The organism is Baaleninema simplex PCC 7105 (assembly GCF_000332355.1).
Classification (GTDB): Bacteria; Cyanobacteriota; Cyanobacteriia; order Cyanobacteriales; family Geitlerinemataceae; genus Baaleninema; species Baaleninema simplex.
Genome location: NZ_KB235958.1, coordinates 3,560,291 through 3,582,055, shown reverse-complemented (window position 1 = coordinate 3,582,055; position 21,765 = coordinate 3,560,291). Strand labels below are relative to the sequence as shown.

Sequence of the window (21,765 nt, the reverse complement as noted above, 5' to 3'; positions counted from 1 at the left end):
GCCTACACTTTTATCCTTTGGCATAAGTTGACGGGCGGTTTACGAAGGAAGTGGGCGAACCAACCTTTGGAAACTTTTGTAGATGCTTTAGAGGCTTTTCGGACAGCCATGTCTTTTCGTTTTGTGGCATGGCTGAACGAGAATCGAGACCTGTTTGCCGCTCACAAAGCGCGTTTTGGCTTGGTTTGGGCTTGAAATTTGTTTAAGTACCGCTAAGCGAGTGAAGCTGTTGGAAATCATGGAAGAAGAAGCGGAGTTACGGCAAAATTCCCGATTAGCACTTCCGGTATAAGATCCCCGGCATCTTGGAGATGCCGGGGATCTGGAAATTGAGTGCGCCCAATTCGATGAATTTACATTTTTGAGATGTACCCGAAGCTAAGCGAGTGAAGCTGTTGGAAATCATGGAAGAAGAAGCGGAGTTACAGCCGTATTTTTATAAGTTAGGGACTCTCGATACGCGATCGAACGGCGACATTTCCACAAGAGACGAGTTGATTCATTGGTTGCGACATTTCGGCGATCGAACCGGACGAACACATTTAGATTCTCAGGCGATTAAAACCGAGGCTAGTCTCAAGCATAGCAGTATTATCTATTCCGCAATGCTTCTTTTAAAATTGTCACTAAACTTCATTAGTCGTCTCTAAAAATGACTACACCTTCAATTGTTCTCGATTCAACTTGAACCGTCCATGTTGCAATTTTCTCGTCCTTGCTCCAGACTATATTAATGTTGGACGGATCGTGAAATGAATTCAGATATCGATCTCTTAGTTCATCATCCCCACCAAAGCTCGCTCTATCTGTAATCTTGTCACCTGAAATCATCCTTACATTTCTTATATGAGCTTTTCTTTGAACAGTACCTTGCTTCTCATAAACTTCATTTAAACAATGAATATAACAATATTTTATGAAAATCAGATCCTTCTGACCGCTAGGTGAAGTATATGAGGTCTCTTTTGCAATACTAGAAGAAGCAAGATTGCCTAGCCAATTCCACATTACTAGCGACCCAGTATAAACCAAGAGAACTAGGATTTTTACAATAAGAACTCCCAAACGACTTCGTTTTTTGCTTTTCTTAATATACAGAACGCTATAAAAAATAGATAAACATATGGACAAAATGGTACAGTAAAATAATAAAAATATAACTAGCTCTATGATTTCATTGTCCAGGTTGTATTTGGGAGCATGACCTGTGCTAATTACAAGAATTAATCCGATCGCAACTAAATGAAGAACAATTGAAGCTCCCCATAACACTTTACTTAAAATCTTTCTGAATTTTTGAATTATTGTTTTTATCACTATCATAAATAGCCCCACAATAATATTTTCAAGTCTCTGCTGAAGCTATGATTCAAAAAAATCACTAAAACCCTAACATTGTAAAATTTTTTGCAGCTTTATGCCGTTTAGCTCCCTCGGCGAGAAGCCCCGCGCTCTACCCGTGCTTGGTGAGCGTCGGCCGGGAGAGCCGAGCGGCAAGGTCTAATGAACTCAGAAAGTGCCCAGAAAACTCTTCTGCGAATTGGCTCCTTCCGCCGACAACTGGAGTTGACCGACCCGTAGGCAATTGCCGCAAGTCCCCCGTTTCCAAGGTTGAAAGAGAAGATGTGAAAAAGCAAGCCTCCTTTGGGGAGAAGAAACTTAAAAGTGGGGATGGGCGTCTCGGGTGCATCTCAATTCTGCGATAAGTATAAATACTTAAATGAGTAAATCCCCTTCTAGCAGTCCTTGAGGAATATATTGACAAATTGCCGAACTTGTGTATTTAGGAAAGTGAGATGCACCCGGCGTCTCCTCACTCTAAAACGCTCGAATCCTGCGCTCTGGACACAGAGATCGTTGTAGATGCAGCAGGTGGGAGAAGCCCGCATCGTATGCTTGCATCGATGTCGGGAGTACGTCACTTTTTGACCGGAACTTTGCTGTCCGATGGCGGTGGCGTGTACGTCTCTACAGGTGGCGGGGCTGGGGTATACGTTTCCACGGGAACTGGGGGCGGTGTGTATTCTTCAACTGTCGGTTTGGGCGCGTACTCTTCTACAGGTGGCGTGGATTCTTCCACGGGGGTTTCTACCGGAGGAGGCGTTTCTTCAACGTCCGATGCTGGGGTTTCGTCCATCGGCGTCGGTGTGGATTCGGGAATCGGTTCCGACTCCGTTTCTGTTTCGGGGATCGCTGACTCTGGTGTCGGCGTGGGTTTGGGCGCAACGTCCGACTCGGTTTCGGCCGTCTCTTCAACGGGAGTTGGCGTTGAAGTTGGAGACGTTTTATCGTCGATCGCTCCGTCTTCAGATGATGGATTAGACGCAGGTGTCTCGTTGGCTGTCTCGTTTGGCGTTGAAGATGGAATTTCCACCGATCGCCGTTCGCCCCGTTCCCGAGCGTTTCGCGCCCGTTCTGAGCCTTCGATCGCCATTTCCACTTCAACGACTACATCGTTCGCCCCACCCTCGAGGGATTGGAACCGCCAGCGATCGCGCACGTCGTCGAGAACAGCGCGATCGAGATCGGCGTTTCCACTCGATCCTACCAATCGCACGTTGACGATATTTCCGCGATCGTCTACGTCTACACTGACGCTGACAGTTCCCTCTGCACCTTCGTTTAAGGCACTGCGGGGATATTCTGGACGGGGACAGTTGCGACAGGCGACGGTACGACTTCCACTTCCGTTACCAGTTCCCTCGCCGTCACCGTTTCCATCGCCGTTTCCGTTACCGGTTCCCTCTCCTTCGCCGTTTCCGTCACCCTCTCCGCTATCTGGGGTTCGCTCGTTGCTCGTTTCTCCACCATCTCCGTTAGGTTGTGCGGACTCGTCGCCGTTGGTTTCTCCGTCACTGGGATTTCCGAACCAATCTGACGTCACGTCCCACTGTCCAAAACCATCGCTGTCTTCAGTGTCTGGGGTTTCTGTCTCGTCCTCTGTTGCATCGCGATCGCCGGTATCTGGGGTTTCGGTATCTGGGGTTTCGGTATCTGGGGCTTCAGTTTCGGGAGTTTCCGGTTCCGGTTTCTCGGCGGTCACCTCTCGATCGTCGGGTTCGATGGGTTCTTTTTCCGGTTCTGTCGGTTCGGGTTCTTCCGTCCACTCGTCTTCTGGCGTCATCTCCGAGACTTTGGGTTCCGGTTTCTCCGGTTCCGGTTCTGGCGGTTGCGATTTACGATCGATCTTCGGTTTGGGAACCTCCGCTACAATGGGTTCTTCGATCGCAGCGATGGCATTGGGTGGCGGGTTCGATGGCGAGGCCATCGCCGGTTCGGAAGGCGATCGCGCTCCACTCGATCCTCCCGAAGACCCGCTCTCGCTAGCAGTTTCAGCCAGTTCGGTATCTTCCGGTTGCGGCGGTTTGGGAGCTTCTACAAAAATCTGAATCGGCGTAGTTTCAAGCGATTCGTCGAGGGGCGTTTGCGAAAACTCCAGAGGCGTCGCCCACCAATCCCCCAACTGCAACAGCATCAGAATCCCGTGCAGTACTGTCGAACCGATAAATCCCCGCAGCAGGAATTGCTTCACGTTGCGAGCGTTGCGTTCTCGGTGTTGGGTTGCGATCTGTGAGTAGCCGATACCGGATACGGATGCCATGAGTCGAGTTTTCGTAAGAGGTCTGGGGAAAGACGCGATGGTGCTGCGCACCGCTGCCACGAGCGAATCCCTCTCGATTTATTGAAAGTTCTTCCTGATAATTGCAGAGCTTACGATAGCTGGCCGTACTTGTCAACTGCAATTTAATCCTGAATATCAAACGATCTTATTTTTGAAATTCTTATCTGAAAGGCTTTTCAGGAACATATTCTCAAAAACTCATCTAAAAAACTTGACAATAGTTTTCGTTAAGCCTAGAGTCTATTGAGAATCATTACTGAAAAATGAGTGCGACAGTTGCGGCTGCCTCGGCGATCGCGACCTCGTTCTCGCGGGTTTGTGGTGTTGTCCCATGTTGGTGTTTGAACTTTTGCAATCGGGCGGACTGGTCATGATTCCGCTCCTGATTTTTTCGATCGTGGCGATCGCGCTGATTGCCGAACGAGTCGTGTTTTGGTCTCGCGTCAACCGCCGCCAAAGCCGTGTCATTCGGGAGGCGCTAAACCGTTACAGCGACGATCCCTACACGGCGGCGCATCGGTTGCGGCAAAACGCCGATTTACCGATGGCGCGAATTTTCCTCGAAGCCGTCGAACTGCAGAACCCCTCACCGGAGGCGGTGCGTCTAGCGCTCGAAAGCTCGACTCAGCAAGAACTTCCCTTACTGCGGCGGTTTAACACGGCGTTCGATATCATTATTGGCGCGTCGCCTCTGTTGGGATTGTTGGGGACGATTTTAGGCTTAATTCGATCGTTCGCGTCGTTGCAACTCGGCGATATCGGAAGCGGTAGCGCCATGATGGTGACAGGTGGCATTAGCGAAGCGTTGATTTCCACCGCAGCAGGGTTGATCGTCGCCATCTTCACCTTGATTTTCGCCAACATCTTTCGTGGTTTCTACAAGCGACAGTTAGCCGCCATCCAAGCCTGTGGCAGCTATCTAGAACTCCTCTGTCTCAACCGCCTCGAATCGGATTCTGAGGGGCGATCGAACGTAGCTGTCAGTACGTCGCAGTAGTGTTTGGAGCAAGGAAGAGGGGGAGAAAGGGAGAGGGGGAGAAACTGTTATCTGTTCACTGTCTTCACTGGCGACTGGCGACTGGTGACTGGTGACTCAAACCCCGTTCCCGGTTCCCCGTTCCCGGTTCTCCGTTCCCTAAAAACCCAACTATCAACCCAAATTATGCGTATTTTTGAAAACGACGATCCTCCAGCTCAGGTCAATATCGTTCCGGCGATCGATATGATTTTCGCCATTTTGACCTATTTCATTATGGCGAGCTTGTTTCTCACTCGTGCTGAAGGCTTGCCCGTGAATTTGCCGCAGGCGCAAAATGCCGAATCGCAAACGAACCGCCAATCGATTATCGCGATCGACGCCAACGGAAATTTAGCGTTCGATCGCGAAACCGTTACCTTGGAAGAACTGCCCGATCGCGTGTCAGCTAAGGTCAACGGTGGATCTCTCATCGTGGCGATCGCCGCTGATGAAGCGGTCGATTACGGCCGCGTTGTCGCCGTCATGGACAGTCTGCGAGGCATCGAAGGCGTCCGATTGGGGATTTCCACGAAACAACAGTGAAGAGCTGAGGCTGTTGACAGTCACCAGTCATACGGAATCCGTATCTCAAACACTGGTTTTGTCCAACCTGACAAGTCTCTCTATAGCAACCCTAAATCAGTTGTGTAAGAAAATTGAGACAACAAGGGAATCGGGAACGGGGGGTGCATCTCAAAAATGTAAATTCATCGAATTGGGCGCACTCAATTTCCAGATCCCCGGCATCTTGGAGATGCCGGGGATCTTATACCGGAAGTGCTAATCGGGAATTTTGCCACCCCAAACTGATGTTTTTGCACTCATTGAGATGCACCTCCGTCCTTCTAGGACGGTTAACTTATGTTAAAAATAAAGTTATCCAAAATAAAGTCCTGTAAAAAAAATCATGATAGTAAGAGAAGCCAAGTTGTTGAATGGGTCCAAGGCACAATATAAAGCCTTAGATGAAGCCATAAGAACTGCTCAGTCTATCAGAAACAAAGCAGTAAGGTTATGGCGAGATGAGTCTAAAGTAGAGAAGGCTCGTCTCTCTCTGCTATGCAAAGAATTGGCGCGTAAGTTTCCTTTTGCCAAAAAGTTGAACTCAATGGCACGTCAGGCATCATCAGAGAGAGCTTGGAATTCTATAGTTAGTGGTTAAGTGTTTTGGATAGTTCGTGTTCAACGAATTTTTATTAAGATTTATTGCATTTATTATAAAGGAGGTTCGATCGAAAAGGTGGACAGGGGCGCGATCTTGGGAGGGTTCGATCGGAAGCGAAGATCCATATTATAAGCAGACCTAAAAGTCAATATCTCAAACGAGCTAATTCATGAAAATTAAATGATGTATGACTCTAGCTCCCCGGCATCTTCAAGATGCCGGGGAGCTTATACGGAAAGTATAGACTGGGAACAAACCACTTAATCTTCCAGCAAATCTTCTATTCTTGCTTTTAAGTCCATCAAATCGGGATGTTGAGTCATATCGAGTCGAGCGATCGCCCATTCAAAAAAACTCGACAAAGAAATGTAATTCGATTGTTGTCTTTGCATTTCTTTTTGAAGGTCTTTCCCGTGAAACCAAATCAGGTAGCGGTTTTCTGCCCAAAATTCATCCTGACTAAAATATTCTTGATAGTGGCTTAAACGATCTAAAAAATTTTCAGGTGTTATCGACAACGCCGCCTTTCTAAATTCTTCGACTAATTTTACCCCTTCTTGTTGGCAGTCTTGAAGGGTCAAAGATTCAGGAAGCTTACCACTCCCACCCGTCCAAGTGGTTTTGAGGTGTTCGCGAGCTGCACTGGTTCGCAATAAATCCCCCAACGCCCAACGTACAGCCTGGTAGAACTGTAAGTTTTTTGCACTCGTTTCAATCCAGTCTGCGATCGCTTCAATACCAGGCGAATCTCCATGTCCCCATTTCGATGCAGTCTCAAGTTTTTCTTGAAATTTTTCTCTCCAGTATTGATGGATTAAAATCGGATCTAAAAGATAATTTTCGATGCAAGAACGATACGTGGTGATAACCCTCCGACTTCTCCTCCTATTCCCCAAATGGAGTAATTGACTGTTTGGGGTAGGTTGGACATCGAAATCTCGATCGCGAAAAACAATATATTTCTGATTCGTGAGTTCTTCAGGAAAGAAGTAGCCCTGAGCAAATACAGAAAAGCCAAACTTTCCACCCGCCGATACAATCGTGCATCGATCCGCCGCTATTTCTTCCGTTATTTTGGACAGTAATCGATAGTCCAAGCTAGTTTGCTTCCCTTCACAAAAAAGAAAAATTCCACGACTAACAACACTCACGCTCACACCTCAAGACGAATAATATGAGATTCTGGAACGAGTTGTTCTATATAATCTGAGTGAGTAGTAATGATAAATTGGTTGTTTTTACCCAGCTTGGGCAAAGCTCTTAACAAGGCTTGTTGCATAGGCGGATGTAAGTGCAATTCCAACTCGTCAATCAAAATAACTGAATTGTGGATATTCCAACTTGCAAAATCCATCAATATAGGAAATATCGCCCGTTCTCCTCCTGACATTTCTGAAATTTCATACTGATTTTTACCATCATAGAGATAAAACCAAGGCTCGCTTAAAATATCGTCAATTTCAGCTCGCGGTACTGGCCCTTCAAAACTTCGTTTTGGAAACACAGTTTTATAAGCTTGTTCGATTTCGGCATATAAATCCTTCTGTCCAGGGCGTAGCTCCCGAATTTTTTCGCCCCCTAAATCCTGATGAAATTGTCGCCACTTCGATAGTCTATCTCGTAAAATATTGTTAGTAATTTCAATCTTGTTTTGGGGGTTTTCGGGCGTCAAGCTCGTGGAAGTTCTCTGTTCAGTGTACCAAAGTATCGTACCTACTTTTTCAAACACTTGGAACCCTTCAAAACGAACCAGTTGCTTCGCATATTCTCTTCCTTTAAATTGAAAAAATTCCGCCGCAGTATTCGCCTGCACTTTGATATCTTTCCATTGGAGAGTTACTAGATGCTGGGCAGAAGGAGGATGTAAATCGCGTCCCATCTCCTGTGATTTTTCCTGAAATTCGCGAACCGCCTGGATTTCGGTAGACGAAAATTGGACTTGGACTTCAACTTCTGGCGCAAATCTTCCCCAGTTGGCTCCTAAAAGTTCGTAATGAAATCCCGACCATTCTAATTCAGTCACGTTTCCCAATCGTCCCGTCGCGACTCCTAGCGTGGCTGCAATGGCTTGTAAAATACTGGTTTTTCCCACACCATTGTTTCCGATTAAAACAATGAGGTCTCGTGCCAATCCCGTTTCGGGATCTGTAAAATCCAATAAGGAAGAATCACGAAATTTTTTAAAATACTTGAGTTGGACTGACTGGACTTTCATTAGCGTTATAAAAAAGACAGGTTTATTTCAATAAAAATTGAGTACATGAGGTTGATTAACGAAGCCCAAACTCCGACTTATCAAAGGTTTAGAGACTCCGATCGTAAAAGCATCCCGTGTTAAATCGAGATCTTCGGCTACCTCAGTCAGCGGTGACTGTTGAAAAAACACCGATAACGGAACAGATTCTTCGGCTTCCGAGTCGCGCGTCAAGCTATTGGCAAGAAACTGAATGAGATCGCGCTTTTCGTCAGGACTTAGCCCCAGAAGCGTCGCTTTGAGTTCGGCAAGTGTCATAAGAAAATAAAGAACCCTTAACTTAAGTGTAATGTAGTCGCTGCGTCTTCCTCGCCGCCAGCAGTGCGTCAGGGCAAAACCCGAATGGATTGGAATTTCTAACCTTTGCAACTCGCAGAATCTTCCATCCCTTCCCATTCGCCACACCCTAAACGAAGTTGAAAAACCGCGCGATCGCTTCCCCAGACGAGCGATCGCGCCGCCGATTGCCCAAAATCCCCGACGGCTACCCCTCGATAGGAGCGATCGAAGTTATTACACTGTGTTAAGAAGAGAAGCCGTCGGAGTCCGACCCTCTGACCCTCTTCTGCTGCTGACACCTTACAAAAACGTGCCATGCTGGATTTGAACGCCACCTTCGACAACCAACCGTCCGCATCCGACGACGCCCAAACCGCGCCGCCTGCGACGTCTCACGCCACACCGCCCAACCTGGCATTCGTCCAGCGTCATAACGGTTCCACTCCCCAAGACATCGATCGAATGCTGGAAATCTTAGGGTACGATTCGATCGATTCCCTCATCGATGCGATCGTTCCCGCCCAAATTCGCCTCAAACAACCCCTCAACCTCCCCCAACCTCTCAGCGAAGCCCAAGCCCTGCAACAACTCAGAGCGATCGCCCAAAAAAACCAAATCTTTCGATCCTTCATCGGAACGGGCTACCATGACAGCATCACGCCCCCCGTCATCCAACGTAACATCCTCGAAAACCCCGGTTGGTACACCGCATACACCCCCTACCAAGCCGAAATCGCCCAAGGGAGACTCGAAGCCCTCCTCAACTTTCAAACCATGGTGATGGACTTAACGGGGATGGAAATCGCCAACGCCTCCCTCCTCGACGAAGGAACCGCCGCCGCCGAAGCCATGAGTCTCAGTCTCGGCGCGTCTAAATCCAAAGCCAACGCCTACTTCGTTGATGCAGGCTGCCACCCCCAAACCCTCGAAGTCGTCAAAACCCGCGCCAACCCCCTCGATATCGAGATTATCGTCGGCGACTGGAAAACCTTCGACTTCAGTACCCCCGTCTTCGGGGCGTTGTTGCAATACCCCACCACCACCGGGGCAGTTTGCGACTACCGCCAGTTTATCGAAACTGCCCACGAACAGAAGGCGATCGTCACCGTCGCCGCCGACATTCTCAGCCTCGCCCTCCTCACCCCTCCCGGCGAATTCGGTGCAGACATCGCCGTCGGAAGTACCCAACGCTTCGGCATTCCCCTCGGTTACGGCGGACCTCACGCCGCCTACTTCGCCACCAAAGAAACCTACCAGCGCAAAATACCGGGGCGCATCGTCGGCGTGTCTAAAGACACCAGCGGAAAACCCGCCTTGCGTTTGGCGTTGCAAACCCGCGAACAACATATCCGCCGCGACAAAGCCACCAGTAACATCTGTACCGCCCAAGTTCTCCTGGCGGTGATGGCGTCCATGTATGCCGTGTATCACGGCCCGGCGGGTATCCGTCACATCGCCGAAACCGTCCACCAGCGCACCGTTATGTTAGCCGAAGGCTTAAAACGGTTGAAATTCAGCCTCGGCGAAACTGCCGTGTTCGATACCCTCACCGTCAACGTGGGTTCGGCGGATACCATCGTGCAACGGGCGGCGAAAAACTACATCAACCTTCGCAAACTCAACGATACCCAAATCGGCATCAGCCTCGACGAAACCACCACCGACGCCGATTTAATGGATTTGTGGCAAATCTTCGCCGACAGCGACGAGTTACCCTTTACCCTCAACGAGGTTCGCCAACTCGCCGCCACCTCCGACTCGAACTTAGCGAAGTCTCCCTTACGACGACAAACCCCCTATCTCACGGATGCCGCGTTCGAACAGTACCACTCGGAAACCGAGTTACTGCGTTACCTGCATCGCCTGGAAACCAAGGATTTGTCCCTCACCACCTCCATGATTCCCCTGGGATCTTGTACGATGAAACTCAACGCCACGGCGGAAATGATTCCGATTACCTGGCCCGAGTTTGGCAAGATTCACCCCTTCGCCCCCAAATCTCAAACGCGGGGCTATCAGTTCATGTTCCAACAACTGGAGGCGTGGTTGGCGGAAATTACCGGATTTGCGGCGATTTCACTGCAACCCAACTCGGGCGCTCAGGGAGAATATACTGGATTGCAGGTGATTCGCGCCTATCACCACCATCGCGGCGACAACCAACGCAATGTCTGTTTGATTCCCGAATCCGCCCACGGAACGAATCCCGCCAGTGCAGTGATGTGCGGGATGAAGGTGGTGTCGGTTCGCTGCGATAAAGCGGGAAATATCGATGTTGCAGATTTGAAGAAGAAGGCGGAGAAACACGCCGAGAAACTGGCGGCGATTATGGTGACGTATCCGTCGACGCACGGCGTTTTTGAAGAAAGCATCGTCGAAGTGTGCGATATCGTTCACCAATATGGCGGTCAAGTTTATCTCGACGGGGCGAATTTTAACGCCCAAGTGGGACTTTGTCGTCCGGGGGATTACGGGGCGGACGTGTGCCATTTGAACTTGCACAAAACCTTCTGTATTCCCCACGGTGGCGGTGGTCCAGGTATGGGGCCGATTGGTGTGGTGCAGCATTTGACGCCGTTTTTACCGGGTCATTCGGTAGTCTCGCCCCACAGCGAAACTCATTCTGAAGCCATTGGTGCAGTTTCCGCCGCCCCCTGGGGAAGTGCCAGCATTCTACCGATTTCTTGGACGTACATCGCCATGATGGGGGCGCAAGGGTTGACGGAGGCGACGAAACTGGCGATTCTCAACGCCAACTACATGGCGCGTCGGTTGGATGCGTTTTATCCGGTGTTATATAAAGGAGAGTCGGGGTTGGTCGCCCACGAGTGTATTCTCGATTTTCGTCCGCTTCGTAAGTCGGCGGGGATTACGGTGGACGATGTGGCGAAACGGTTGATGGATTACGGGTTTCACGCACCGACGATGTCTTGGCCGGTGGCGGGGACGATGATGGTGGAACCGACGGAAAGTGAGTCGAAGGCGGAAATCGATCGCTTTTGTGAGGCGATGGTGGCGATTCGCAGTGAAATCGAAGCCTTGGAATGGGGCGAGGTGGACGAGTCGAACAACTTGTTGAAAAACGCGCCTCATACGGCGGAATCGTTGATGTCGGACAATTGGGATCGTCCTTATTCTCGGGAAAAGGCGGCGTATCCGGCACCTTGGACGCGGGAACATAAATATTGGGTTCCAGTCAGTCGTATCGATGCGGCGTTTGGCGATCGCAATTTGGTCTGTTCTTGTGTGGGGATGGAGGCGTATGCTGAAGAGACTGAAGCAGAGGATTTTGACGACGATTTCGACGCTGACTTTTAGGGGCGAAATGGCGTAAGGTTTGGGGGTGGGTCTTCCCGCCCCAGAACGGGAACAGTATCAGGTTAAGGTGGGTGTGAACCAATGGGGAAAAGATCGATCGCGTTGAGTGCGTCGGTTCTCCTACTCACGGGATGTTCGGCGGCGATGGTGCCAGACTTAGAAGATATGGCTGGCGAACCCGCTTCGTCGGCGGAAGTGTCGCCGGAGACGCAAGTGGCTTCGACGACGCCTCCGGCGACACCCACCCCAGAACCTCTGACGACGGGAAACGCCGCCTTAGATGGTTGGGAATTCCGGGTGACGGACGCGATCTCGTCGGGAAAATCCTATCGCGGTCAGTCGGCGGTGTATAAGGCGGAAGACAGTTGGACGGTGGTATCAGTGGGGATTAAAAATGCCCATAGCGAACCCCAGGAGGCTCAGGACGCCCCATTTTTGCTGTTTTTGGCGAAAGTTGTCGATTCTGAGGGCAACGAGTACGGCGTCTCGGAAATCGATTATAAGTACGATTTGGAGTTTTCGAGGAAATCTTTTGCGTCGGGAGAGGTGCGATCGATGGATTTGTTGTTTAATACGCCGTCGGGAGTGCGGGTGACGCAGTTGGTGGTGGAAACGACGGATTTTCGCCAGCCGGTACGGATTGGGTTTTGAGAGAGTTCACCACACCAGACACAGAGGACACGGAGAAGTTATCAAAATATCGTTTCAGAGTGGTATAAAATGCTGTGGCGCGGGGAATAAAATTGAGACTATAATATTTAAACATACCGTATTTTTTAGGATTTAAATTATGTATCCTTGGACGGCTTTAGTTACCGTTTTCGCCCTTCTGGTTTACTTCGTCATTACCATCAACGTGGGACGGGCGAGAGCCAAACATAAAGTGATGCCGCCTTCGATTTCGGGAAATCCAGAATTTGAACGGGCGTTTCGGGTTCAACAAAATACGTCCGAGCAATTGATTTTATTCCTTCCCCTGCTTTGGATTTTTTCGATTTTTGTCAGCGAAATTTGGGGCGCTGTCCTCGGTGCAATTTGGGTTGTCGGACGCATTTTATACGCCTGGGGCTATTACCAAGCGGCGGAAAAACGGATGCTTGGATTTGGGATGGGGTCTTTAATGACGATGGTGTTATTGCTGGGGTCTCTCGTCGGCGTCGTCTTGAATTTATATCAGAACTTCACCTAGGCGATCGCCCCTCTCTGTGTCCTCTGTGCCTCTGTGGTGAAGCTCCTATAAAATGAACAGAATCACCCCCATTTTATCATGATTGCCATTGTCGCCGAACCGCACGCCCCCTATTCGTCGCCCCCTTCTACCGCCCCCTACGTGGAAGTCCTCGTCGATTGTCCCGGTTCCGACAAACTCTTCACTTACCGCATCCCCGACGACATTTCCCTCAATCCCGGCGACATCCTCAGCGTTCCCTTCGGTTCCCAGCAAGTCGGCGCGATCGCGGTTCGCTTCCTCGACACTCCCCCGCAGGAACTCGACGCCACCAACATCAAACCCATCGATGACGTTATCTCCCCCGGTTTCTTCCCCCCGAGTTACTGGGAACTGTTGCAACGCGTCGCCGATTACTACTGTACTCCCCTCATTCAAGTGATTCGCATCGCCTTACCGCCGGGATTGCTGAGGCGATCGCAACGTCGGTTGCGACTGAACCCCGACAACATCCCCAGCGGCGCGGAACAGTTTCTCAATCCCGTGGCGCGTCGGGTGTTGGAACTGTTGCAACAGTCGAAGTCGGGAAGCTACACCGCCGCCTACGTTCAGCAACAAATTCGCGGGGCGCGTCGGGGAATTCGCGATCTCGTCAATCGCAGATGGGTAGACAGTTATCTCGAACCGCCTCGGGTTCCTAAGCCGAAACTGCAACAGGCGGTGACGTTGCTGAACGCCAATCCTGCGGTGTATGGGGAACTGACGCCGCGACAGCGGGAAGTTTTACGATTTCTGCAACGTCAGGGGGGCGAACTCTGGCTGACGGATTTGATGCAACTGGCGCGAACCAGTCGCGGCGTGGTGTCGGCGTTGGAACGCTGTGGCTGTGTCGTGGTGGAGGAACGGGAAATTCTGCGCCGGGAAATGGGGGAAGCGGTGAACGCCGACGCCCCAAAGGAACTCACCCCCGCCCAAAATGCGGCGTTAGAGCGGATTTTGGGCTTTTCGGGATACGCCGAAGCCTTGCTTCACGGGGTAACGGGTTCGGGAAAAACGGAGGTTTATTTACAGGCGATCGCACCCATTTTGCGTTCTGGGAAGTCTGCGTTAGTTCTGGTTCCCGAAATCGGACTGACGCCGCAGTTAACCGATCGCTTTCGCGCCCGCTTTGGAAAACGAGTCTGCGTCTACCATAGCGCCCTCTCGGACGGGGAACGGTTCGACACTTGGCGACAAATGCTGACGGGAGAACCGCAGGTGGTTATCGGAACGCGATCGGCGGTATTCGCCCCGCTTCCCAATTTGGGCTTAATCGTTCTCGACGAGGAACACGACAGCAGTTTCAAACAGGATCGCCCCGCCCCAACGTATCACGCGCGAACCGTAGCGAAATGGCGATCGCAACTGGTAGATTGTCCGGTGGTGTTCGGTTCGGCGACGCCGTCGTTAGAAACCTGGTTGGACTGTCGCGGAGAGGAAAAACATTATCTTTCCTTACCCGAACGGGTGCGATCGCGTCCCCTTCCCCCCATCGAAATCGTGGATTTGCGACGAGAACTCCAACGGGGAAACAAATCCATTTTCAGCCTTGCGTTGCAAGAATCCCTCCAGAACCTCTCGGAAACCGGACAACAGGGAATCCTCTTTATCCACCGTCGGGGTCACAGTACCTTCGTTTCCTGTCGCAGTTGCGGCTACGTCCTCGACTGTCCCCATTGCGACGTTTCCCTAGCCTATCACTACACCCACGAAGGGGCGACGAAACTCCTCCGCTGTCACTACTGCGGTTATACCCGCCAACATCCCCCCAGTTGTCCCGAGTGTGGTTCCCCCTATCTCAAATTTTTCGGAAGCGGAACCCAACGGGTGATGCAGGAGTTGGGGCGACAGTTCCCGAACTTGAAAGCGATTCGCTTCGACAGCGACACCACGCGACGGAAAGGGGCGCATCGGGCGTTACTGACGCGCTTCGCCCAGGGAGACGCCCAGTTGTTGGTGGGAACGCAGATGTTGACGAAAGGGTTAGATTTACCGTCGGTGTCAGTGGTGGGAATTGTCGCCGCCGATGGTTTGTTGAACTTGTCGGATTACTGGGCGGGAGAACGGGCGTTTCAGACGTTGACGCAGGTGGCGGGCCGTGCGGGACGCGGCGACGATCCTGGGCGAGTGGTGTTGCAAACTTACACGCCGGAACATCCGGTGGTTTTAGCGGTTCGCCGCCACTGTTACGAGGCATTTGTGGAGGAGGAGTTAGCCCAGCGTCAGGTGTTGAACTATCCGCCTTACGGGAAGTTGGTGTTGTTCCGGTTGAGTGGGTTGGATGCGGCGTTGGTGGAACGAACGGCGATGGAGATGGGGGAGGCGTTGTTACCGGAAGCGGGGTATGAGTTGTTGGGCCCGGTTCCGGCTGCGGTGATGCGGGTGTCCGATCGGTTTCGCTGGCAGATTCTGTTAAAGTTTGAGGGGAATGTGGGGATTGAGTTGCAGGAGGCGATCGATCGGTTGAGGCAGATTTGTCCGCAGACGGTGAAGTTGTCGGTGGATATCGATCCGTTGAATTTTGGTTGATGGTGATTTTGCGGCAATTCCACTCTAAGATGCAACAGGATCGGACGGTTGACTGTGTAGCAGGTTATTTAACTCTCGGATGCACCTCAAAAGCCAAATCAGCCCGATAGAAACACACATCAAACTCCGCGAAAAAATTCATGTGACCCAGAATCGACGGCACGTCTCTCGATTGCGTCCAAGCGAATGCAAGTCGTACAGGGGGGAAATCTGCAACTGTCGCTGATAGAACCAATCCTCGCGCTTCCATCCGAGCTAGATTGCCACTCAACTGAACTGGAACCGTTTGCTCCTTCCAGACGGCTCCTAGTTGCAAGCCGATCTCGTATAATACATTAACGCTTGCGCCCGTGTCCAGTAAAGCCATCGTGTCTAGAGAGCGATTTTGGTAAGTTAGCGAAATCGGTAGATAGGGCAAGGAGCTAGAAAGCCCCAAGCTATTGGTACGCTCTGTAAAAGAAAATCGTTTGCCGTTAAGCATTATCTTCGGGTTGCGTTGCTTCTAGTAATTCTGACAGTGTTTGTGCTGCTTCGTCCGCTTCGTAAGGCGACCAAACTACTGCTTCGGTCGATTGTAACTGGTTGAGTAACTCCTCTTGAGCTTGAGTTTCGGGAGTTTGCAATTCGAAACCTCCTTCTTTCGCGACTTCTAAAAGAAGAAAGTGGATGAGGCGTAGCTTATCTTGATGAGAAAGCTGACTGACAGCAGGGAGTAATTCAGTAAATAGCATGGATGGATGTCTAGCCTATATCTATGAATTATAGAATTTTGATGCGGCTCAACTTTAAAATTGAATATCATCAAGAATGAAAGATATTAAAGCTTTGAAAAACGCTGTGCTAAACTAGCAATTTCCTTCGCAGTTGTTGCTCGTTCAGTTGCATCACCTTTACGATAGTAAACGTCTTCTCCAAAATATGAAAGTTCTTTTTGAGGAATTATTGTTATAACAATAATTCCCAATCCATAAAATGAATTAAAATCCATACTTGACAAAACTGAATCCTTTAGGGGTTGAGATATTTCACAATTTTTTATGCTGTTTCTCCAGAACGAAAAGTAGTCTTCTACTGATTTTCTTAATGCTTTGGCTTCTCGGTTGACTCCAACCACAAATCTCCTCCCAACTTTTTTGGGTTCTATTCCATCTAAATCCTTAATACGATTTGCATGATCATCTTTATCTGTGACACCAACAATAACTTTTCCAACTGTTTCAGTGCCAATATTAGCAATAGCAGAGATTGTTTTTAAAGTTTTATAAAGAGCCTCTTTATCGATACTACGCTGGCTCGAGAGGGAAAGAATACCTTGCTTTAATTCATAGTTAGGCAGCTCAATTTCTGATCGCCGAATAGCACTTTCAATATCTGTTGTCGAATGATTTCCATAAATTTGGGATTTTATATCTTCTTCAACAAAGTAGCTTCCTATTAATCCTTTTATCATATCTATATTTTTGCGCCTTTCTTCGGGTGAAGTGTCTCGTCTTGTTTTTCCTATTTTTTCACCTACATTTTTAAGAGATTTTTTAAGCCCAGCATAATCAGTTATTTTTTTATTATCTTTTATGATAGACTCATGAAAAGCGATAAAAATAATAGCAAAAATTGATTGAAAAGGGTTCGTTGTTCTATTTTCAAAAATAATATTTCTAAGCTTTTGAATCTGACCTTCATTACAGAATTTGATTATTTCATCGACACAATATTTAAATTCATCAGCAAATTTCTGGCTACCGTAGACTTCAAGTGAGTCTGATATTCTTTCAGACTCGAGACTGCCAAGCTGGTAAATCTTGTCAAGAGAATCTTTCGATCGCTCGATTAGTTGTCCGCCGACAATGCATGCAGCTATATCTGCAATACATTGCTCATCCATACTGTCCCGTAAATCAGTCGAGCGCAAAATACCTTGATTTACCCAAAACACCTCATCAGCTTGAACTGCATAGCCATGTTTTGTTCTCGGAAGATCGATGCTGATAGACGGCATTAAGTGCAGTGGAAGTACATTTGCTGTAGAATCTCCTCGAAGAGTACAAGCAATGTCTCTAACCATATTGGAGAAATCGTTTTGTACTCCAGCTTGACGCCGCTCTTGATCGCTTAAGCGACGACCGTATGTATTAATTCTATCAAAAACATCATTAATTTCGGCTTCTGTCGCATTACGCATGACAGAAATAGCTAGATTGTAGTCAAGTATGGTACTGACTTCTTTTTGGGAAAGATGTTCCTCAGCTTCACTTGGGACAAATAAACCCTCATCTGCACGGCTTTTAGCTGTTGGAAATCCCTGAAGATCGAAAAATTTGCCGTCTAGCGTGGGAAATGCAGTTTCTATAAATGACATTATAGATTGTAGTCGTTGCAATCCATCGATAATTTCATAGTTTCCAGGCAAGCCGTCTCTCTCTGCAATTAAAATTGCTGGTACAGGGTATTTTTTTAGGATTGATTCAATTAACTTTTGTTTTTCTTCTAGTGTCCAGACTAATTTTCTTTGGTATCTACGGTTTACAGATAAACGATCTTCTCTATACCAGTTATAGACTGATTGGATTGAGGTTGGTTGAGAAACTAATTCTGCCATTTAATCAAGTCTCCGCACAAAAAAATAACAATTGATATGACTAGTAATATTGATATTTTTGTATACAGCGTTTCTCAACCTGATGAGGTACAAATTCATGGCTTAAGCCCTTATGTAGCAAGGGCTATGTGTCCCTCACTTTCCAGGGAAACGCTGTATGTTTTTAAGTATAAATCATATAGGCAGATAATTGTCAAGTTTAAGAAGCACAACTCACCCTGACAACCGCGATTCCCCAAGCTTGAGATAATACTACCGATCGAACACTTCTAAACATCTCCGATCGCTCGCCGCTTGCAGTTCGGTTTCGGTGAGGGCTTCAAGTTCGGCTTGCAACTGTCGATCGAACTCAACACCCCGATCGCGTGCCTCCCGCCAAGCTGCCATCAGTTCGGCGAGACGTTGCTTTTGGCCTTCGCTAAAGTAAGGATCGCCTCGAAAGCTTTGCAGGACGATCGTACCGCCAAAATCTGTATCGCTGAGTTGGGCGGTGAGGGCGTCGAGGGCTTGTCCTGCGGTTTTTCCACTGGATTGTTTGTCGCCAGAGATGGCATGGTAGACAGGGGAACCATCGGGGGTTGGGATGAGAAGGATGGCGACGGTCTTCATGGCGATCGCTCTTCTTTTACCCCAATTCTACTCACAGGATTCGATCGCCGGTGGTGAGTCAATAGACAAATAGCTATCCGATCTATACTTCAAATATGTCAGCACGCGACAGAGATCGCGAAGCAGTTAAACGGGGGCTTGAAAAGCAAGATTGGCGAATTACCCACGATCCGCTTTGGCTTAAGTATGGCGCGAACGATGTCGTACAAATTGATTTAGCAGGCGATCGCGTAGTGGCTGCAGAACGAGATCGCGAGAAGATCGCAGTTGAGGTTAAAAGCTTTCTGGCAGACTCGCCACTGTCAGATTTTCATCCGGCGATCGGTCAGTTTCTCAACTATCGTTTAGTATTGGAAGCTCTAGACCCCGATCGCGTTCTCTATCTTGCCGTTCCCCTATCGATCTATCGTTCGTTTTTTCAACGCGACCTGCCCCGCGATGTCGTGCGACGCTACGAGATTAAGCTGATTATCTACAACCCAATTTTAGAGGAGATCGTGCAATGGATCGGTTAGAAAAAATGCGATCGGCGATCGAGTCGCTTTTGACGGAACTCAGTCGTGGAACCTATCTCAATCTGGATATCGAAACCGAGTTGGTATTCGATCGCGATCGCGATCGTTATCTCCTCGTCAATCTGGGATGGCAGGAGGATTTACGAATTTACGATTCTGTCCTTCACTTGGAAATTCGCGACGATCGCATTTGGATTCAACGCAATCAAACGGATGTACGAATTGCAGATGCGTTAAAGGAATTGGGAATAGAAGGCGATCGAATTGTGGTGGGGGTGGTTCCTCCATCCTATCGCGCCTTAGCAGAAAACTCCGCCAGTTGAGCGATCGATCTAATTTCGTCAATTCCAGATGTCATCTTTCAAATATCTTCAAGTATCGTTCTACTCGCAGGGTGCGATCGCTCTCACGATCCAATTTTGATTCGATCGACATTGGCTCGACTTCCATATTATAGGTATTAACCCCATTTTCCTGAATCTCATGACTCAAATCGCTCTCGACTTACCAGATTCCGTATTTTCTGCACTACAAACTAGCCCGAGCGAGTTCGCGATCGAAATGCGAATTGCAGCAGCCGTGAAATGGTACGAGTTGGAATTACTTTCGCAGGGTAAAGCTGCGGAGGTGGCGGGATTGACTCGTGCAGAGTTTATCGAGGAACTCAGTCGCTATCGCGTCAGTCCGTTTCAAACCGATCTCGAGACGCTACGGGAAGAGTTGCAAGATTTGACCGAGTAATGTCGATCGACAAAGTTGCGATCGACGCCTCGCCGCTGATTTCGCTGTTTAAAAGTCAGCAGGCGGACATTTTACCGCAAGTTTTTATTGATGAAATCTGTCAGGATTTTGGGGAGTGACACTTTCGCGTCAGTTATCGATCTTCTTTTACCCCAATTCTACTCACAGGGTTCGATCGCGTGATGTCGATTCTACGACAAGGTAATGTTATCGAGAGGAAGAAGTCCTTCATCGATATCCGGCCAAGTTTCGGTCAGTTCTGGCAAGGTTTTCAGTAGAGAAAGCAAGGAATCGCGAGGAATCGGTTCGACGATTAATCGATCGCCCACTTTGCGTACTAACACTTCTGTACTGGATAGGGACAAGTCTGGCGGAATGGTTAACACCTGTTCTTGTCCGTTAGAAGATAGAGAAAGATGGCGTGAGTGTTGCATCAAATCACCTCCTTGTTCCTGTCCGAACAGGGTTGAGTTCTTCCAAATGCTTCGCGGGTGCGTTCGGAGAGGTCGGCAGGTTCAAAGGAAAGGCGTCCGACACGATCTTTAAGGGCAACGTCGAGGGTTATGGTTGGGGTGGATTGCAGGCGATCGAGTTTTTGTAAGATTTGAGTAGCGATCGCCCTTTGTTGCGCTTCGGGAAGTTCGGCGAGGCGATCGAATGCTTGTTGAAGGAGTTCGTTCATAGCCTGTTGGGGACGATCTCGCTTTATTTTAATTCTATTCAGGAGGTTCGATTAGCGATCGCGTTTTGCCACCTGACGGCGCAGTTCGACGGAAATGTATTCTGACATCAGACCGTCGCGGGAACGATATGACCTCGCCAGCGTAGGAGTGCAGCGGCGTGGGCTTTGCGTAGCATGAAGCGATCGGCATTCCAGCGTAATTCGTCGAGTTCTTGTTGCTGCTCGATCGAACGAGATGGATTCGCCAAAAGTGTTTCGTAACGATCGAATTCTGCGGGAGTCTGTCGCGCAGTGGCGATTTGTTCGTCCACAGTGGCGCGGATTTCACGCCCATTCAGGAGAAGAAACGTTTCCATTGCAGCGTGACCCGTGCGTTTGTTACCATCGACGAACGGATGATTCATCACGATTGAAAAGCCAAGTGCGGCAGCTTTTTCAATTTCAGTCGAGTATAGGTCTTCGCCACCGAACGTCATGCGCGGCTGTGCGATCGCGGACTCTAGCAAGCCAAAGTCTCGGATACCCAGCGCACCACCAGATCTCTCGATGAGGCGTCGATGCAACGCAAGCACTTCGAGGAGTTTGAGATAGCGCATTACGCCAAGCGTTCGTAGAGTTCGGCATTTTTAGTCAAGACATACTCTGCTGCATCTAGGAAATCTTCATTCTGGGCGTCGAGCCAATCGGCGAGGCTCGTTTGCAGTAGAATCTCGAGGTCGATGCCCTGTGCTGTAGCGAGATCTTTCAGTTGTTGGAGTCGATCGTCGGGGATCTCGATCGTAATAGAAGCCATAACGTTTGTGTTCTCTATGTTGGACAACTTAAACCCACATTCCGCACTTCAAATGTAGTGTATAAGTAGTATAAATTGAATCGGAAAAGAATTAGGTATTTCGACTCAGCCAACTGACCCCTTGACTTGAAAATAACATTCAAGAGCCAACTGACTTAGACAAAAATAGTAGGATATGCAGAATGACTTCCGGCTAAGCTTTTCTGTCATCAATCAAAAAATGTAGCCATACAGAAAAAGGAAGAGACTATGTCGGTAGAAGGTCAAAAATTTAGACCACTTGGGGTTAGTGGCGGGAATCATTGACGAAATCGGAATTGTCGAAATCGTCAACGACTTACTACGGAGAAAAAAAGACGGAAAAAGTTAGCGCGGGTCTCGTCGTTAAAGCCATTGATTTTAAATGGCATGGGATTAGTGTCATCCCCTCTTTTATA

General features: G+C 48.9%; 23 protein-coding genes and 2 pseudogenes. 12 read left to right on the top strand and 13 right to left on the bottom strand.

Annotated features, from left to right (window positions below):
• Positions 1-195: pseudogene (locus tag GEI7105_RS0118280) on the top strand (IS701 family transposase); the annotation flags it as partial.
• A gap of 191 nt (positions 196-386) precedes the next feature.
• Positions 387-650, top strand: coding sequence for a hypothetical protein (locus GEI7105_RS0118275; RefSeq protein WP_281167005.1), 264 nt, complete (start codon positions 387-389; stop codon positions 648-650).
• On the opposite strand, the gene GEI7105_RS38615 is transcribed toward GEI7105_RS0118275, so the two are convergent.
• Together GEI7105_RS38615 and GEI7105_RS0118265 are read right to left on the bottom strand one after the other, a co-directional pair.
• Entirely contained in the window at positions 637-1,272 is a 636-nt protein-coding gene (locus GEI7105_RS38615) for a hypothetical protein (protein ID WP_158413227.1), read from the bottom strand. The genes GEI7105_RS0118275 and GEI7105_RS38615 overlap by 14 nt on opposite strands.
• A 646-nt stretch (positions 1,273-1,918) precedes the next feature.
• Complete coding sequence (locus GEI7105_RS0118265) at positions 1,919-3,601, bottom strand: energy transducer TonB (protein WP_026097765.1); 1,683 nt, start codon at positions 3,599-3,601, stop codon at positions 1,919-1,921.
• 391 nt (positions 3,602-3,992) lie between these two features.
• Between GEI7105_RS0118265 and GEI7105_RS0118255 the strand changes: the two genes are divergently transcribed.
• The gene (locus GEI7105_RS0118255) at positions 3,993-4,619 is read left to right on the top strand and encodes a MotA/TolQ/ExbB proton channel family protein (RefSeq protein ID WP_245555430.1); all 627 of its coding nucleotides are present in this window, start codon (positions 3,993-3,995) and stop codon (positions 4,617-4,619) included.
• 165 nt (positions 4,620-4,784) lie between these two features.
• Positions 4,785-5,183, top strand: a complete 399-nt coding sequence (locus tag GEI7105_RS0118250; protein ID WP_017661875.1) for an ExbD/TolR family protein — start codon at positions 4,785-4,787, stop codon at positions 5,181-5,183.
• Between the two features lie 882 nt (positions 5,184-6,065).
• Here the strand turns inward: GEI7105_RS0118250 and GEI7105_RS0118245 are convergent.
• The 4 genes from GEI7105_RS0118245 to GEI7105_RS0118230 all read right to left on the bottom strand — a co-directional run bounded on the left by GEI7105_RS0118245 (position 6,066) and on the right by GEI7105_RS0118230 (position 8,655).
• On the bottom strand, positions 6,066-6,956 hold the full coding sequence (locus tag GEI7105_RS0118245; protein WP_026097764.1) for a DUF4435 domain-containing protein: 891 nt from the start codon (positions 6,954-6,956) through the stop codon (positions 6,066-6,068).
• A gap of 2 nt (positions 6,957-6,958) precedes the next feature.
• The gene (locus GEI7105_RS0118240; protein WP_017661873.1) at positions 6,959-8,020 is read right to left on the bottom strand and encodes an AAA family ATPase; all 1,062 of its coding nucleotides are present in this window, start codon (positions 8,018-8,020) and stop codon (positions 6,959-6,961) included.
• A gap of 27 nt (positions 8,021-8,047) precedes the next feature.
• On the bottom strand, positions 8,048-8,317 hold the full coding sequence (locus tag GEI7105_RS37540; RefSeq protein ID WP_017661872.1) for a hypothetical protein: 270 nt from the start codon (positions 8,315-8,317) through the stop codon (positions 8,048-8,050).
• A gap of 98 nt (positions 8,318-8,415) precedes the next feature.
• Entirely contained in the window at positions 8,416-8,655 is a 240-nt protein-coding gene (locus GEI7105_RS0118230; protein ID WP_017661871.1) for a hypothetical protein, read from the bottom strand.
• Between GEI7105_RS0118230 and gcvP the strand changes: the two genes are divergently transcribed.
• The 4 genes from gcvP to priA all read left to right on the top strand — a co-directional run bounded on the left by gcvP (position 8,654) and on the right by priA (position 15,392).
• Positions 8,654-11,656: an aminomethyl-transferring glycine dehydrogenase gene (gene gcvP / locus GEI7105_RS0118225; RefSeq protein ID WP_017661870.1), complete on the top strand. Its 3,003-nt coding sequence runs from the start codon at positions 8,654-8,656 to the stop codon at positions 11,654-11,656. The genes GEI7105_RS0118230 and gcvP overlap by 2 nt on opposite strands.
• Before the next feature lie 81 nt (positions 11,657-11,737).
• Entirely contained in the window at positions 11,738-12,307 is a 570-nt protein-coding gene (locus tag GEI7105_RS0118220; RefSeq protein ID WP_017661869.1) for a hypothetical protein, read from the top strand.
• 139 nt (positions 12,308-12,446) lie between these two features.
• Positions 12,447-12,845, top strand: coding sequence for an MAPEG family protein (locus tag GEI7105_RS0118215; protein WP_017661868.1), 399 nt, complete (start codon positions 12,447-12,449; stop codon positions 12,843-12,845).
• 78 nt (positions 12,846-12,923) lie between these two features.
• A complete protein-coding gene (gene priA / locus GEI7105_RS0118210) occupies positions 12,924-15,392 on the top strand; it encodes a primosomal protein N' (RefSeq protein ID WP_017661867.1) in 2,469 nt (822 codons plus the stop codon).
• Between the two features lie 473 nt (positions 15,393-15,865).
• Here the strand turns inward: priA and GEI7105_RS0118200 are convergent, their stop codons facing one another.
• The 3 genes from GEI7105_RS0118200 to GEI7105_RS0118190 all read right to left on the bottom strand — a co-directional run bounded on the left by GEI7105_RS0118200 (position 15,866) and on the right by GEI7105_RS0118190 (position 18,597).
• Positions 15,866-16,123 (bottom strand): hypothetical protein, encoded by a 258-nt coding sequence (locus tag GEI7105_RS0118200; RefSeq protein WP_017661865.1) that lies wholly within the window; start codon positions 16,121-16,123, stop codon positions 15,866-15,868.
• 86 nt (positions 16,124-16,209) lie between these two features.
• Positions 16,210-17,988 (bottom strand): DUF262 domain-containing protein, encoded by a 1,779-nt coding sequence (locus tag GEI7105_RS0118195; RefSeq protein WP_017661864.1) that lies wholly within the window; start codon positions 17,986-17,988, stop codon positions 16,210-16,212.
• Positions 17,989-18,240: 252 nt separating this feature from the next.
• On the bottom strand, positions 18,241-18,597 hold the full coding sequence (locus tag GEI7105_RS0118190; RefSeq protein ID WP_017661863.1) for a hypothetical protein: 357 nt from the start codon (positions 18,595-18,597) through the stop codon (positions 18,241-18,243).
• 95 nt (positions 18,598-18,692) lie between these two features.
• On the opposite strand from GEI7105_RS0118190, the gene GEI7105_RS0118185 reads away from it, so the two are divergent.
• From GEI7105_RS0118185 to GEI7105_RS0118175, 3 genes are all read left to right on the top strand, one after another.
• Positions 18,693-19,112 carry an element excision factor XisH family protein gene (locus tag GEI7105_RS0118185; RefSeq protein ID WP_017661862.1) on the top strand — a complete coding sequence of 140 codons (420 nt, stop codon included), beginning with the start codon at positions 18,693-18,695 and terminating at the stop codon, positions 19,110-19,112.
• Positions 19,100-19,435 (top strand): XisI protein, encoded by a 336-nt coding sequence (locus tag GEI7105_RS0118180; RefSeq protein ID WP_017661861.1) that lies wholly within the window; start codon positions 19,100-19,102, stop codon positions 19,433-19,435. Before GEI7105_RS0118185 ends, GEI7105_RS0118180 begins: the two co-directional genes overlap by 13 nt.
• A 160-nt stretch (positions 19,436-19,595) precedes the next feature.
• Entirely contained in the window at positions 19,596-19,853 is a 258-nt protein-coding gene (locus tag GEI7105_RS0118175) for a UPF0175 family protein (RefSeq protein WP_017661860.1), read from the top strand.
• A 191-nt stretch (positions 19,854-20,044) separates the two neighbouring features.
• Here the strand turns inward: GEI7105_RS0118175 and GEI7105_RS0118165 are convergent, their stop codons facing one another.
• The 4 genes from GEI7105_RS0118165 to GEI7105_RS0118150 form a co-directional block, all read right to left on the bottom strand.
• Positions 20,045-20,287, bottom strand: coding sequence for a hypothetical protein (locus GEI7105_RS0118165; protein WP_017661858.1), 243 nt, complete (start codon positions 20,285-20,287; stop codon positions 20,045-20,047).
• Complete coding sequence (locus tag GEI7105_RS0118160; protein WP_017661857.1) at positions 20,287-20,535, bottom strand: hypothetical protein; 249 nt, start codon at positions 20,533-20,535, stop codon at positions 20,287-20,289. The genes GEI7105_RS0118165 and GEI7105_RS0118160 overlap by 1 nt, the downstream gene beginning before the upstream one ends.
• A gap of 107 nt (positions 20,536-20,642) precedes the next feature.
• Positions 20,643-21,131 (bottom strand): type II toxin-antitoxin system death-on-curing family toxin, encoded by a 489-nt coding sequence (locus GEI7105_RS36185; RefSeq protein WP_017661856.1) that lies wholly within the window; start codon positions 21,129-21,131, stop codon positions 20,643-20,645.
• The gene (locus tag GEI7105_RS0118150) at positions 21,131-21,328 is read right to left on the bottom strand and encodes a hypothetical protein (RefSeq protein WP_017661855.1); all 198 of its coding nucleotides are present in this window, start codon (positions 21,326-21,328) and stop codon (positions 21,131-21,133) included. The genes GEI7105_RS36185 and GEI7105_RS0118150 overlap by 1 nt, the downstream gene beginning before the upstream one ends.
• A 280-nt stretch (positions 21,329-21,608) precedes the next feature.
• Here GEI7105_RS0118150 and GEI7105_RS41070 point away from each other — a divergent pair.
• Positions 21,609-21,765, top strand: a pseudogene (locus GEI7105_RS41070) (DUF4277 domain-containing protein); the annotation flags it as partial.

Bases quoted from the DNA above. Each gene is read 5' to 3' on its own strand.
- GEI7105_RS0118180 (WP_017661861.1), top strand. From the start codon at position 19,100: ATGGATCGGTTAGAAAAAATGCGATCGGCGATCGAGTCGCTTTTGACG.
- GEI7105_RS0118265 (WP_026097765.1), bottom strand. From the start codon at position 3,601: ATGGCATCCGTATCCGGTATCGGCTACTCACAGATCGCAACCCAACAC.
- GEI7105_RS36185 (WP_017661856.1), bottom strand. From the start codon at position 21,131: ATGCGCTATCTCAAACTCCTCGAAGTGCTTGCGTTGCATCGACGCCTC.
- GEI7105_RS0118190 (WP_017661863.1), bottom strand. From the start codon at position 18,597: ATGAAGACCGTCGCCATCCTTCTCATCCCAACCCCCGATGGTTCCCCT.
- GEI7105_RS0118255 (WP_245555430.1), top strand. From the start codon at position 3,993: ATGATTCCGCTCCTGATTTTTTCGATCGTGGCGATCGCGCTGATTGCC.
- GEI7105_RS0118165 (WP_017661858.1), bottom strand. From the start codon at position 20,287: ATGCAACACTCACGCCATCTTTCTCTATCTTCTAACGGACAAGAACAG.
- GEI7105_RS0118150 (WP_017661855.1), bottom strand. From the start codon at position 21,328: ATGGCTTCTATTACGATCGAGATCCCCGACGATCGACTCCAACAACTG.
- GEI7105_RS0118175 (WP_017661860.1), top strand. From the start codon at position 19,596: ATGACTCAAATCGCTCTCGACTTACCAGATTCCGTATTTTCTGCACTA.
- GEI7105_RS0118240 (WP_017661873.1), bottom strand. From the start codon at position 8,020: ATGAAAGTCCAGTCAGTCCAACTCAAGTATTTTAAAAAATTTCGTGAT.
- GEI7105_RS37540 (WP_017661872.1), bottom strand. From the start codon at position 8,317: ATGACACTTGCCGAACTCAAAGCGACGCTTCTGGGGCTAAGTCCTGAC.
- GEI7105_RS0118250 (WP_017661875.1), top strand. From the start codon at position 4,785: ATGCGTATTTTTGAAAACGACGATCCTCCAGCTCAGGTCAATATCGTT.
- gcvP (WP_017661870.1), top strand. From the start codon at position 8,654: ATGCTGGATTTGAACGCCACCTTCGACAACCAACCGTCCGCATCCGAC.
- GEI7105_RS0118220 (WP_017661869.1), top strand. From the start codon at position 11,738: ATGGGGAAAAGATCGATCGCGTTGAGTGCGTCGGTTCTCCTACTCACG.
- GEI7105_RS0118195 (WP_017661864.1), bottom strand. From the start codon at position 17,988: ATGGCAGAATTAGTTTCTCAACCAACCTCAATCCAATCAGTCTATAAC.
- priA (WP_017661867.1), top strand. From the start codon at position 12,924: ATGATTGCCATTGTCGCCGAACCGCACGCCCCCTATTCGTCGCCCCCT.
- GEI7105_RS0118185 (WP_017661862.1), top strand. From the start codon at position 18,693: ATGTCAGCACGCGACAGAGATCGCGAAGCAGTTAAACGGGGGCTTGAA.
- GEI7105_RS0118160 (WP_017661857.1), bottom strand. From the start codon at position 20,535: ATGAACGAACTCCTTCAACAAGCATTCGATCGCCTCGCCGAACTTCCC.
- GEI7105_RS0118215 (WP_017661868.1), top strand. From the start codon at position 12,447: ATGTATCCTTGGACGGCTTTAGTTACCGTTTTCGCCCTTCTGGTTTAC.
- GEI7105_RS0118200 (WP_017661865.1), bottom strand. From the start codon at position 16,123: ATGCTATTTACTGAATTACTCCCTGCTGTCAGTCAGCTTTCTCATCAA.
- GEI7105_RS0118230 (WP_017661871.1), bottom strand. From the start codon at position 8,655: ATGGCACGTTTTTGTAAGGTGTCAGCAGCAGAAGAGGGTCAGAGGGTC.